The organism is Marinomonas hwangdonensis, assembly GCF_003721245.1.
Taxonomy (GTDB): Bacteria; Pseudomonadota; Gammaproteobacteria; order Pseudomonadales; family Marinomonadaceae; genus Marinomonas; species Marinomonas hwangdonensis.
On sequence record NZ_RIZG01000007.1, the window covers coordinates 60000 to 71660 of the forward strand.

11 protein-coding genes are annotated in these 11661 nt (G+C 45.0%); 4 read left to right on the forward strand and 7 right to left on the reverse strand.

Features of this window, described 5'->3' with window-relative positions:
* Window positions 1–23 precede the first annotated feature (23 nt).
* On the forward strand, window positions 24–863 hold the full coding sequence (locus EBI00_RS11980) for a putative RNA methyltransferase (RefSeq protein ID WP_123096173.1): 840 nt from the start codon (window positions 24–26) through the stop codon (window positions 861–863).
* Window positions 864–872: 9 nt separating this feature from the next.
* Entirely contained in the window at window positions 873–1505 is a 633-nt protein-coding gene (gene can / locus EBI00_RS11985) for a carbonate dehydratase (RefSeq protein ID WP_123096174.1), read from the forward strand.
* 78 nt (window positions 1506–1583) lie between these two features.
* Here can and EBI00_RS11990 read toward each other — a convergent pair whose 3' ends face one another.
* The gene (locus EBI00_RS11990; protein ID WP_123096175.1) at window positions 1584–2537 is read right to left on the reverse strand and encodes a LysR family transcriptional regulator; all 954 of its coding nucleotides are present in this window, start codon (window positions 2535–2537) and stop codon (window positions 1584–1586) included.
* Window positions 2538–2635: 98 nt separating this feature from the next.
* Window positions 2636–3820 (reverse strand): AGE family epimerase/isomerase, encoded by a 1185-nt coding sequence (locus EBI00_RS11995; protein ID WP_123096176.1) that lies wholly within the window; start codon window positions 3818–3820, stop codon window positions 2636–2638.
* A 172-nt stretch (window positions 3821–3992) separates the two neighbouring features.
* On the opposite strand from EBI00_RS11995, the gene EBI00_RS12000 reads away from it, so the two are divergent.
* Complete coding sequence (locus EBI00_RS12000) at window positions 3993–5216, forward strand: ROK family transcriptional regulator (protein ID WP_123096177.1); 1224 nt, start codon at window positions 3993–3995, stop codon at window positions 5214–5216.
* 28 nt (window positions 5217–5244) lie between these two features.
* Window positions 5245–6714: a TyrR/PhhR family helix-turn-helix DNA-binding protein gene (locus EBI00_RS12005; RefSeq protein WP_123096178.1), complete on the forward strand. Its 1470-nt coding sequence runs from the start codon at window positions 5245–5247 to the stop codon at window positions 6712–6714.
* A gap of 51 nt (window positions 6715–6765) precedes the next feature.
* Here EBI00_RS12005 and EBI00_RS16005 read toward each other — a convergent pair whose 3' ends face one another.
* The 5 genes from EBI00_RS16005 to EBI00_RS12025 all read right to left on the reverse strand — a co-directional run bounded on the left by EBI00_RS16005 (window position 6766) and on the right by EBI00_RS12025 (window position 11262).
* On the reverse strand, window positions 6766–6915 hold the full coding sequence (locus EBI00_RS16005) for a hypothetical protein (RefSeq protein ID WP_158600754.1): 150 nt from the start codon (window positions 6913–6915) through the stop codon (window positions 6766–6768).
* A 172-nt stretch (window positions 6916–7087) separates the two neighbouring features.
* On the reverse strand, window positions 7088–7909 hold the full coding sequence (locus EBI00_RS12010) for an HAD family hydrolase (protein WP_123096179.1): 822 nt from the start codon (window positions 7907–7909) through the stop codon (window positions 7088–7090).
* 127 nt (window positions 7910–8036) lie between these two features.
* Window positions 8037–8393: a HopJ type III effector protein gene (locus tag EBI00_RS12015; RefSeq protein WP_123096180.1), complete on the reverse strand. Its 357-nt coding sequence runs from the start codon at window positions 8391–8393 to the stop codon at window positions 8037–8039.
* Window positions 8394–8436: 43 nt separating this feature from the next.
* Complete coding sequence (locus tag EBI00_RS12020; protein WP_123096181.1) at window positions 8437–9636, reverse strand: Bcr/CflA family multidrug efflux MFS transporter; 1200 nt, start codon at window positions 9634–9636, stop codon at window positions 8437–8439.
* A gap of 72 nt (window positions 9637–9708) precedes the next feature.
* Complete coding sequence (locus EBI00_RS12025; RefSeq protein ID WP_123096182.1) at window positions 9709–11262, reverse strand: sensor domain-containing diguanylate cyclase; 1554 nt, start codon at window positions 11260–11262, stop codon at window positions 9709–9711.
* Window positions 11263–11661 lie beyond the last annotated feature (399 nt).

An 11661-nucleotide genomic window follows, 5' to 3' on the forward strand; every position in this document is an offset into this window, starting at 1 on the left:
CATCTAAATAGTATGGATATCTTGTGCCAATCCTGAATAACCTTTCTTGTCCGATAGACTTAGCGCCCTTACATCGCAATGAGCGCAGTCTGATTTGCCCCCATGGGCACACCTATGATCTCGCTAAAAGCGGTTATGTGAACCTTCTCCCTGTGCAAAATAAACGCTCAAAAGATCCTGGTGACAGCAAGGAGATGGTCGCGGCACGACAGGCTTTTCTGAATCAACAGCATTATTTTCCGATCGTTGAGACCATTTTGTCTTCTTGGCCAGAAGACAATTTACGTGGTGATCTACGTATTTTGGATGCGGGCTGTGGAGAGGGCTATTATTTGAATGAAATAGGGCGCCTTTTTACGGCCCAGGGTATTGTGACCGACCGCGTTGGATTAGATATTTCTAAATGGGCCGTTACCGCTGCCAGTAAACGCGATAAAGACGTGAGCTGGCTGGTGGCCAGTAATGCGCGTTTGCCCATGCCCAATGAACGTTTTGACGCCGTTTTGTGTTTATTTGGTTTCCCTGTATTTGCCGAGTTCTCTCGTGTTTTGAGTGAAAGCGGCGTGTTATTGTTGGTTGAGTCAGGGGAAGATCATCTGATTGAATTGCGCAAAATACTGTATCCTGCCATTCACGAATACAAGCCTACTTTTGCTTCTGAATTAGCCGATTTTGGGTTGATCAGTGAATCATCTAAACGCTTTTTTATCACTCTAGACTCTCAAGAAAAGATTCAGCAATTACTCAGTATGACACCTCATATGCACAAAGCTTCTTATGAAGGTCGAGAATTGCTAAAACAGCATGATAGCTTGACACTTACCGCAGATATCAAATTTCGCTGGTACCAAAAAAAACATTAAGGTTATTTTATGTCTAGTCATCTTGACGAATTGTTTAGTAATAATCGCCAGTGGGCGGCGAAGGTAACCAAAGAAGACCCTGAGTTTTTTACCACACTGTCAAAACAGCAAAGACCCGAATATCTTTGGATTGGCTGTGCAGACAGTCGAGTTCCTGCTAACCAAATTGTCGACCTTTTGCCGGGTGAGGTGTTCGTTCATCGCAATATTGCGAACGTGGTGGTTCACACAGATTTAAATTGCTTGTCCGTGATTCAGTTTGCGGTGGATGTTTTAAAAGTGAAGCACATTATGGTTGTTGGTCATTATGGCTGCGGTGGCATTAAAGCGGCTATGGGAACAGAAGAGCATGGCATGATAGACAACTGGTTGCGTCACATTAAAGATGTGTATCGCTTACATCGCGAAGAGCTGGATGGGATTGAGAACAAACAGGCGCGTTTTGACCGTATGTGTGAGCTAAACGTGGTGGAGCAAGTCGCTAATGTTTGCCAGAGTAGTATCGTGCAAAATGCTTGGAAGATAGGTCAAGAACTGCATGTACATGGCTGGTGTTACAGCATTGAGGACGGGCACATTACCGATCTGAAAAGAACGGTGTCAAACGCAGAAGAGTCGGCGCAACAGCTGAATACTATGTAGTAGGGTAAAACGACTAAATTAACTACATTGATAAAAAAACGAGCCTAGCGCTCGTTTTTTTGTTTCTTCATTATGGGGTTACAAATTGTTGTTTTCAGCAATGGTTCTGGCACAACCCGCTATGGTGTTGCGCAGCCAAATATGGCCAGGATCATGCTGCAATAGAGGGCTCCACAGCATTTTTAATTCTACTGGAGGGATGTCAAAGGGCGGTGGCAGTACAACAACACTGCTGTTATCTTTCATTAGGCGTGTAGCTAACGAGGGTAAAGTGGCGATCAGACCAAGCTGTTCAGTGGCGCGCATCGCCACATTGTAGTTGCGTGTAAACAAACGAATGTTGCGTTTGAAACCTAAGTCAGCAAGTGTGCCATCCACCCAGCCCAGTTTTTGTACTTCCTCTGGTTGAATGCCAACGCCAACGCCAAACCCCGTTTTGCTAACCCATACATGGGGAGAGGCGAGGTAAGTTTCCAAACAAAAGTTGTTGGCAATCTCTGAATCGGCGGGCACCAAACAAGAAAAATGATCTACCCAAACGGATTTTTGATGGAAAGACTGTGGTAGTGCATCAAAACGATTGATAACCAGATCCACCTTGCCTTTTTCAACGTCATGAAAGCTAACGTCGCTTGGGTTCATCACATCCAGTATTACGTTAGGAGCTTCGTCTTGCAGTTTTTTCATCAGCGGCGGTATCAGTGTGGCTTCTGCGTAGTCACTGGCCATGATGCGAAACACCCGCGAACTAGAGCCCGCTTCAAAATTTTGCCCAAGATGCAGTACTTCATCGACCGCTTGTAGAATGCTTTGAACGCGTGGCTGTAGTTGTATGGCGAGGGCGGTGGGCATCATGCCATCGCTGGTTCTCACTAAGAGCGGATCATGAAATAAATCCCTTAAACGACGTAATCCATTACTCATTGCGGGTTGGGTAATGCCCAGCTGATTCGCGGCGTGGGTGACATTTTGCTCCCGTAGTAAGGAGTCTAGATAACGAAGTAAGTTGAGATCTATTTTGTCTAACTGCATAGGGGAAAGAGCCCGTGTCCACTAACGTAGGGGCTGCATCATACTTCATTTTAGTAATGAATAGAATGATCTCCTACAGTTAGTGGGGGTATGTAAGACTAATGTATCAATTGCGCGATGACTTCATAGCAGGCCCCCATGGTGTGGTAATCGGTTTTTCCGGCAGGGCTTTTGCAATCATCAAAGGCTTGGTTGTCTTGAGTTAAGATTCGAAACCAAGCGCCGTATTCATGGTCAATCATGTGGGACCAGCTGTATTGCCACAATTGCTGATATTTTTCCCAGTAGTGCGTCTCTTTGGTTAGGATGGCGAGCATGGCGGCAGCGGCAAAGGATTCTGCTTGCACCCAAAAATATTTGTCGCCGTCGCAAATGTTACCTTCTGGATCGTAACCGTAACATAGACCACCGTTTGTCTTGTCCCAGGCTTTGTTCCACGCGGAGTCAAACAATGTTTGAGCGGTAGGAATCAGCCAATCAAGCGGTGAGCGCTGATGGATCAATAAGAGCAGTTTGGCCCATTCTGTCTGGTGGCCGGGCTGAAAGCCCCATGGGCGGAATAAGTGTTTGGGGTTGTCTTTGTTGTAATCCCAGTCCACTTGCCAATCTGGCGTGTAGTGTTCCCAAATCTCACCACCCGCTAATGCGGCTTGGCGTTGGCAAATGTGCTTGGCGATGAGGGTGGCGCGTTCTAAATAGCGACTTTCTTGTGTGGCATCATAGGCGGCAAGCAGTGCTTCACAGCTGTGCATGTTGGCGTTTTGACCACGGTAAGGGGAAACGTTTTGCCAATCACTGGAAATTTCATCTTTGTAGAGGCCAAACTTTTCGTCCCAAAAATGTTCTTCCATAGTATTGAAGGTTTCTTCTATCCAGGGAGTGGCTTCTTCTATCCCAGCTTGACAAGCCGTGGCGTAAGCCAGCATCACAAAAGCAAAGCCGTAACAATGGTTGGTTTCGTCGAGATTGTGCTCTTTACTGAGTAGCCAGACATAGCCACCATTTTCTCGACGATGTCGTTCGCGCAAAAACGTTAGCCCATGGCGAGTGGCATCGAGATACGCTTGCTTGCCTTCGGCTTGATAGGCTTTTGCATAGTTGAAAATAAAACGCGTGCTGCTGACGAGATGACGAGTGTCTGCATCGTAAATGTCGCCATTGTCTTTGAAAAAATGGAAAAATCCTCCTGCTGGGTCGATACAGTGTGGATGGTAAAAATGCATCGTCTTTTGGATGTGGTCTTTTAAAAAATCGACGGATTTAAATGCGGGAAAAGCAGCCATGGTTTCGTCCTTTGCATTGGCTCTGTTGTATACTAGGAGCCTTTTTATTTTTGTTTAGATGGTTTGTTAGATCGAGTGCTTACTTACCATCTTAATCGGTTGTATTATTAAATCAATGAGATTTATTTAATAATAGAGTTTAGCGTACGGGCATAATATAAGAGTAGGGAATATGAAGTCGTCAGGCAGTACCTCGGAACAAGGCCGTATTTATAACGAGCGCATTATTTTGCATTTGGCTCGACAGCATCCTGAGATTTCTCGTGTGAGCATTGCAGAGCGCACCGGGCTGAGTGCGCAAACCATTTCGGTGATTACCTCGTCTTTGCTTGAACGGCAGTTGTTACAGATTGACGGCAAGGTAAAAGGCCGTCGTGGGCAGCCTTCCGTTAAGTTGAGCATCAACAAGCAGGGCGCTTATGGATTGGGTATTAATGTTGATCGAGATCACATCAGTGCGGCTTTGCTCGATTTCAGCGGTGCTTGTATTTTATCACTGGAACGTATGGTGTCTTTCCCGACAGAGGATCTTGCCAAGAAAATCGCCCGTGACTTGATTGAAGAGGTAAAGGCGACTTTAGGAGCGGATTGGAACAAGGTTCAAGGGGTGGGGTTGGCCAAACCGGATTACATGGATTCTTGGCTAGAAACCTTAGTCACGGATTCGGATCAACGGGCGAATTTAGACGGGTTAAAAGACGCCTTGGCCTATTGGCAGTCTGAGGCTTTTGAGTCTTGGTTGGCACAATTAACTGGCCTGACGTGTTTTTGTCAGAACGACGCCGTCGCTGCTGCCACGAGTGAATTGCTTTTGTCCTCGCAAATACCACCACGCCATTTCTTTTACCTTTTTATCAGTACGGCGTGTGGCGGCAGTTTTGTTGCCAACGGTGAGTGTTATTCTGGCGCAAATGGCAACGCAGGCAGTTTTGGATTGATTCCCTCAGCGACGGGTAAGCACGGGCAATGGATTTTAGAGGCCTTGTCTTTGTCCTCTTTACGGCGTTACTTTATTGAAAAGCGGATTGAGTGGCCAACAACGAGCGATGCTTGGAACCAAGATCAATACGATGACATTATTGATCAATGGAGCTATGAAGTCGCGTTAGAAGTGACGCCCGCTTTGGCGTCCGTGGTCGCTTTGTATGACCCAGAGGCGATTCTTATTGGCGGACGCTTGCCAACGCGCGTCTTAAACGCTTTTATTGATTGCGTTGAGCGTACTTTACAATCCCACAGCATGTTGTCCTTGCCTGAAATACGCAGTGCGCAGACAGGTCATACGGCTGGAGTATTAGGCGCGGCGGTATTGCCTTTGTACGAAACCTTTGCTCCGCAGCAAAACTTATTATTATTAAGCTCGAAAGAGAAGCGGGCCAGTCCAAGGGCGCTCTAGGGTCCTGCTTTGACGTGAGAGAAAGACCATGAGACTAGAAATACAATGTGAAGATAGAATTGGCATGGTGCGCGAAGCCCTTGATCTTTTTATCCCTTATCAAATTGATTTGCGTTTGGTTGAGGTGGATACCAAGCGTCGTTGTCTTTATTGTGGTTTTTCAGATATTCCGTTTCCTAAACTGCAGCGTTTATTGGCCGATATACGCCGTTTAGACAGTGTTGAAGACGTTAAAACGGTGATGTTCACCCCGTCTGAACGAGAGCACAATGCCTTGTACACTTTATTAGAGGCGTTGCCCGATGGCGTCATTTCTGTCGATTTAAAAGGTCAGATTACCATGGTGACAGAATTGGCTGCAGAAGATTTAAAAATGCCGATATCAGCACTTTTGCACAAACCTTTGCAACAATGCATCAAGGATCTTCATTTTTCGAAAGAAATGTGGGCGAACCCTCAAAATGGCGTGACAAAACGCATACAGATTCGTGATAAGCCCTTGCTGCTGGAGATGAAGCCCATTTATGTCTGCGATGATGATGGCGTATCCATTCCTGCTGGTACTGTCATCTATGTGAAATCCAAAGCTCGTTTAGATCGACAGGCCGAACGTTTAAAACAAGCCCCAGACGCAGATAACCCCTTTGAGGCTTATTTTGATCCTACATTGATCAAAAGTACGGCGATGAGAAATACCCTGCATCAGGCCAAGGCATTTGCTGAGGTATCCGTTCCCATGTTGGTACAAGGGGAAGTGGGCACAGGTAAGCGAGACTTGATCGACGCTTTATTTCAATATTGGTACAAACGACAGGGAGATCGCGACGCGCAACAGCGACGTTGCCATGCTCGTGAAGTTACGCCTCAGGTTTTTGCTGAGATGGCGCATCAATCCGGATGGTGGGTGATAGACGACATTGAATGCTTGGACGAGAGTGCGCAATCTGAGATGGTAAGCTGGCTTGCTCGGCAACCCAGTATGAGATTGATTTGTGTGTCCTCACTGAGCCAAAGCCAATTAGCCAGCGGCACCCTATTAAATAAAGCCTTGTATTTTTCCATGGTGAAACTAGTAATCTCAGTTCCGCCATTGCGGGATCGAAAAGAGGACTTGGAAGGTTTGTTAAAGCAGTGTGTGGTTGCTTTGGCTGAGCGTTATCGCAAGCCTGTGCCTGCTATTTCCAAAGGGGCCTTGGTAAAACTGGCGTTGTACGATTGGCCTGGCAATCTTCAAGAGCTACATAACGTGTGTCTGCAAACCTTGCTATCGAAAGGGGCAGAGTGGTCTGACAATGACATTTCACTGCCAGACAGGGGGAGTAGTGTAGAGATGACCTTGCTAAATGGTTCACTAGAAGAGACGACTAAACACTGGGAAGCTAGCTTGCTGAAACAATTATATCCGCGTTTTCCAAGCACAAGGCGATTGGCAAAAGCCGTTGGTATGAGCCACAGTGCGATTGCAAACAAATTGAAAGAGTACGGGATTAAGGCATAAAAAAACCAAGATTTGTAAAACAAAGCTTGGTTTTTATCGATTTACAGGCCATTAACGAATGCGGCGGTGAATACGACGACGCGTCTCTTCTTGCTCTATCTTAATCGGTTGCAACTTTACTTTAGGTTGCATGGCTTGTTTTTGGATGGTGACAAGCAAACAAGCAATTGCTGCAAGGGTAACAATAAATAATACTAACATAGTCATTCTCCAAACTGATTTGTCATACCATCATCATGGTGCATTATGGTGACAGGGTAAAGCGATTTGTGGTGCTTTTTGGTTCAATAGATGTCTTTTCTGAGCTAGATCATCTTCGTGTAAGTCTTCTAGTTACTTACGTAAAATCAGCTGATAGAAGTTCACTATTTCATCAAAGGTCGTATCTTTTTCGTAAATACTTAGCGACACCATCTTCATCATGATGACCGACTAAGTGACTGGCGGCTTGTTTCACGTGTTCAGCGGCGTTTTCCGTAGCAAAGGCTTCGTCGGCTACCTCAAACATGGATAAGTCGTTATCCCCATCACCAAACGCCAGTATTGTTTTGGCACCAATTTCTGCTTTTAGTTCCGCCAGTGCCGCCCCTTTATTGACATTGCTGTGATGAATGTCTAACCAGAAGGCATTAGGGTCATAGATACCGCCACCAGAATACGCCGTTAAGTGATCATGACCATGGGCGTCCTTAATGATGTTTTTAATGATCTCTGGGTGGCCCATGGCACTGATGTTAGTGATTCTTGCCGTGTGAGACAGCTCGTCTAGGGGGTGAAGGCTCATGTTTTCATGGCTTCCCAGTTCTTTAGCAATCCGATCGTCAGAGCCGCCTTGTAAAGCAGAATGATACACCCGGTGGGTGCCATCTTCTTCAAGGCAGAAAATATACGGTGTGACCTTGTGAGTTCTGAATGAATCCAAAAGGGTGGTGATGTGGTTTTGACTGAGTAGATTATTGTGGCGATAGTGCTGTTTTTGAGGATTCCACCATTCAACCCCATTTTTAAAAATTTGCCAGTTAGGAAAAGCGTGCCCTTGAATACACGGCATAGCGGCAAAGTGCGAGCGGCCTGTAACGACGGTATAAAACACACCGGCAGACTTAAGGCGTTCGAGTGTTTCAATGGTGTATTGCGATAGTCGCTGGTGTCGATTGAGCAGCGTGCCATCGAGATCAAATGCCACTAACTCCATAACTTCCCCTTTTCAAGTATGATGTCTCTCATTGTATTTAATGAAGCGACGTATATTCAGTAAGACAGCCGGATACAAAGATTGTTCAATGTATCAGGCTCTAGGGTAAAGCGCGATCATTTAGGCGTTATTCGCCTGAACGTTGAACCAATGCTGACGTGTCAAAGTGGATGCCTTTCCAGCCGTGTTGCATAAACTGACGAATGTTCTGATGATCTGTGGCATCTGGGTTTTCTAGTACGTCAGTACGATAGAAGTGACCAAATAAGTGCAGTGTTTTTTCCTCAGGCAATCCATGAAGCGTCGCAAAGGAGAAGAGCTTACACGATCCATTGTTTTCGTTGGCTGCATTGTGTTGATGGCCATTAGAAAAAGCCGAAGGGGTGAAATCGTATTCTTTTTCAATTACTTCAATCACTTCCTTGAATTCAACTTGCTCTGGTGTGCTGTTGATTTTCTCAAGTAAGGTATTTGTGTTTAGCATGACCATTTCCTATTCACAGTATTAAAAGATGGGTTTTGTGTTTTTAGCTTTTATGTTCAGTGTGTTGAACGGCGTAGTGTTCCGTGATTTTGAGGCAAGTAAAGGCGATGATTCCGCATGTTGCCATGGTGCCTAACATAGGAATGAAAGTGCCATTGTGCAGCACACTTACCACGACACCAGCGACCGCGCCCAAACCAAATCGAGAGGTTCCGGCTAAAGCGGTGACGCTGCCATTATTGCCGTCTGCGTTTCTCATGGCGCCCGCCATAAAGCCACTGCCCAATATGCCCATTGGCCCCATAAATAAAATGCTGGCGATGACGATGAGCGCCAAAGGTGGCTGATGAAAGAAGCTTAGTGTAATCATCAAGACTGACGAGAGAAGAGGAACAAAAATAGCGAAGCGTGTCAGTGTTTGCGTTCCTAATTTTTCTACATAGCGCCCATTAATCGTAGACGCTAACATCATGGCGATAACGTTAAGCCCCACTATGAACCCAAAATAGGCTGGATTAACGCCGTACAGCTCAATATAGACAAAGGAGGAGCCGGTGATAAAGCTCATCATGCCAGCAAAGTAAAATGCAGAAGCCACAAGGTAACCCACCACGAGTTTATTCTTGAGCAGCAAACCATAGGTTTTTATCGAGGTCAGCAAAGACAGGGGAACCCGCTTTTCAACAGGCAAGGTTTCAGGAATGGTGCGTAAAAATAGGATAATGGCAATACCGGCTAGAATGCCTAAAAAAACAAAAATATAGTGCCAACTCAGTAAGGTTAAAATCGCACCACCTAGTATTGGCGCGATTAAGGGCGCAATGGCCATCACCAGCATAATCATCGACATGGTTTTAGCGAACTGATTGATCGACATGCCATCTTTGACAAGTGCGGGAACACACACGGCAACGGCCGCACCACCTAACGCCTGAATGGCCCGTCCTACCATGAGGATTTCAAAGTTAGGGGCAAGGGCGCACACAAAACTGCCAAGGGCAAACACCGTCAATCCACCCACGACCACTTTTCGTCGACCAATCGCATCTGAAATGGGGCCAAATAAAATTTGCAGTAAGGCAAAGACAATCAGATACATGCTGAGCGTCATTTGAATATAGCTAATATCCGTCTCTAAGCTTTTAGCAATAGTAGGGATGCTGGGTAAGTAAGCGTCAATGGCAAGAGGGGTTAAGCCTGAAAGCAGCCCAAGCACTAAAACAATGGGGAGAGAGAGTTGCATAAGAAACCTGATAAGTAATAAACAAAAAAGTAATAAACAAAAAAAGTGATATAACGAATGTTTTAAAGCGGCTTATTCCGCAATGATGCTGCAGTTTCTGCCATTTCGTTTGGCTTGATATAGCGCAATGTCCGCGGTTTTTAAGGCGGTTTTGATACTACAATCCTTGTCTTCGGCACGCCATAAAGAAATTCCCAAGGAAACGGTAATTTTCCCCGCCGTCGGCATGTCGACATTTGCTATCTGGTTGCGTAACCCTTCGGCGTATTGATAGGCAGCCTGAGCACTCGCTTCCGGTAACATGATCAAAAACTCTTCGCCACCGCTACGGCAGAAAACCGCACCTTCATGTGGGTATGCTCTAATTAGGTCGCACAGTTGTTGCAACACCTTGTCACCAACATCGTGACCATGGGTATCGTTGACCACCTTAAAGTGATCAATGTCTAAGGCGACAACCGCAAAACTGATCTTTTTTTCTTCCCAAGAGTCTAAAATATTGACTAAACCACGTCGATTGTAAAATTGAGTTAGTGGATCCGTATTGCTGTCTTCATGCAACTGATTAATTCGGTTGTTCAACGACCCTAGCCCACTCAAGATGGCTTGTTTTAGAGAATTGACCTCAAAATACCACGCTTTGATATGGTTGATATGTGTTTGAGAGAGATTTTTGTCCATATCGCTGGCGAATAGAGCTAAAGCTTGTAAGGGTTTAGTGATATATCGGCTGGCTATCCAAATAGATAAGAGTATGAAAAGCAGCATGGGAAGACTTTTTAGGATAACCTGTGTTAGCTGAACATCTAACTCAGCCATGACACTGTCAACAGGACGTTGGGCAACCACACCCCAGCCGGCCCGCTCAATATGGGCATAGCCTGCCAGCATGGCAATACCTTTGGAATTAACCACCATAGCGCTGCCTTGTTGATCATTAATCGATGCTTCTAGGACGCTATTACCGTTCACAAGGTCGCCAATACGCTCTGGATCATAGTGGTACAGAAGTTCTCTATTTCTGTTTGCTACATAGATATATGAGCCATCATTATGAGAGTGTTGTCCTAAAAGCTTAAAGAAAACATTGTTATTATGTAGATAAATCGTTCCTGTCACGTACCCTAAATAGTCACCACCATTACTGAAAATAGGTTCGGAAAGGCTAACAATGTAACTGCCTGAAGGAGAAAGAAAAGGGTCTGTAACCAACGATTGGCGTGCATTAAAGGATTGTCTAGCATTGTTGGGTAAAACCAAGCCCTTAACAGGAGTTGTGTATGGAAAAACTGTGGCGATAACCGCATCAGAGTTAATAATGGCAACGGTGTTAAAAAAATCGGATTGTTGTTTTAATCGCTTGGCTTCTGCTTCGAGTAAGGCAATGTTGCTCATGTCTGATGCCAAGATACCGGCACTATAAGCGAGTTGTAGCTGTGCACTTGCTATAAAATTGTTGGTAGTTTCAGCCAGTTTTGCAGCATAGACACGATTAGACTCTAAGGTTGAGTCTATCATTAACTGCTTTTGGACTTGATAGGTGGCGTAATAACTGTTGCCAAACGTCAACAAAACAGTGGCTGTGGTTAGCAACAAAAATAACTTTTGTAGATCCAGGCGCAACAAAGTTACTCTCCCGCTAAAACATGGTCATAAAACATGACGTGTCTCTTACATACATTCAATGTGACTATTATAAAGATAAAAGTCATATATTATCAGTACTATTTTACTCTAGATTTTATTGACTTGGCGTTGGTAGGGCGATGTTCTATGTTTTCGTCAAACACCTTATGCTGTTAGTCATGACTTATTTGCGAACATAGTTTGTTTTGTTAAGGCAATTGTTAATTTTGATAGTCGTCATTTGTAACAGTAGATAGCCTTAACAGCATACAGCAAAGCAGTGTATTATAGTCACACTAAGTTTTTCCCTGTCTTGGCTATATTACACCCTAATATTAGACCGTAAAAATTAGAATGACATAAAACTATTTATTGTCGTCCAAGCATTTAATCACTCCG

Excerpts from the sequence above, each read along its gene's own strand:
- EBI00_RS12000 (WP_123096177.1), top strand. The coding sequence starts at position 3,993 with ATGAAGTCGTCAGGCAGTACCTCGGAACAAGGCCGTATTTATAACGAG.
- EBI00_RS12010 (WP_123096179.1), bottom strand. The coding sequence starts at position 7,909 with ATGGAGTTAGTGGCATTTGATCTCGATGGCACGCTGCTCAATCGACAC.
- EBI00_RS16005 (WP_158600754.1), bottom strand. The coding sequence starts at position 6,915 with ATGTTAGTATTATTTATTGTTACCCTTGCAGCAATTGCTTGTTTGCTT.
- EBI00_RS11990 (WP_123096175.1), bottom strand. The coding sequence starts at position 2,537 with ATGCAGTTAGACAAAATAGATCTCAACTTACTTCGTTATCTAGACTCC.
- can (WP_123096174.1), top strand. The coding sequence starts at position 873 with ATGTCTAGTCATCTTGACGAATTGTTTAGTAATAATCGCCAGTGGGCG.
- EBI00_RS11995 (WP_123096176.1), bottom strand. The coding sequence starts at position 3,820 with ATGGCTGCTTTTCCCGCATTTAAATCCGTCGATTTTTTAAAAGACCAC.
- EBI00_RS12005 (WP_123096178.1), top strand. The coding sequence starts at position 5,245 with ATGAGACTAGAAATACAATGTGAAGATAGAATTGGCATGGTGCGCGAA.
- EBI00_RS12015 (WP_123096180.1), bottom strand. The coding sequence starts at position 8,393 with ATGCTAAACACAAATACCTTACTTGAGAAAATCAACAGCACACCAGAG.
- EBI00_RS12020 (WP_123096181.1), bottom strand. The coding sequence starts at position 9,636 with ATGCAACTCTCTCTCCCCATTGTTTTAGTGCTTGGGCTGCTTTCAGGC.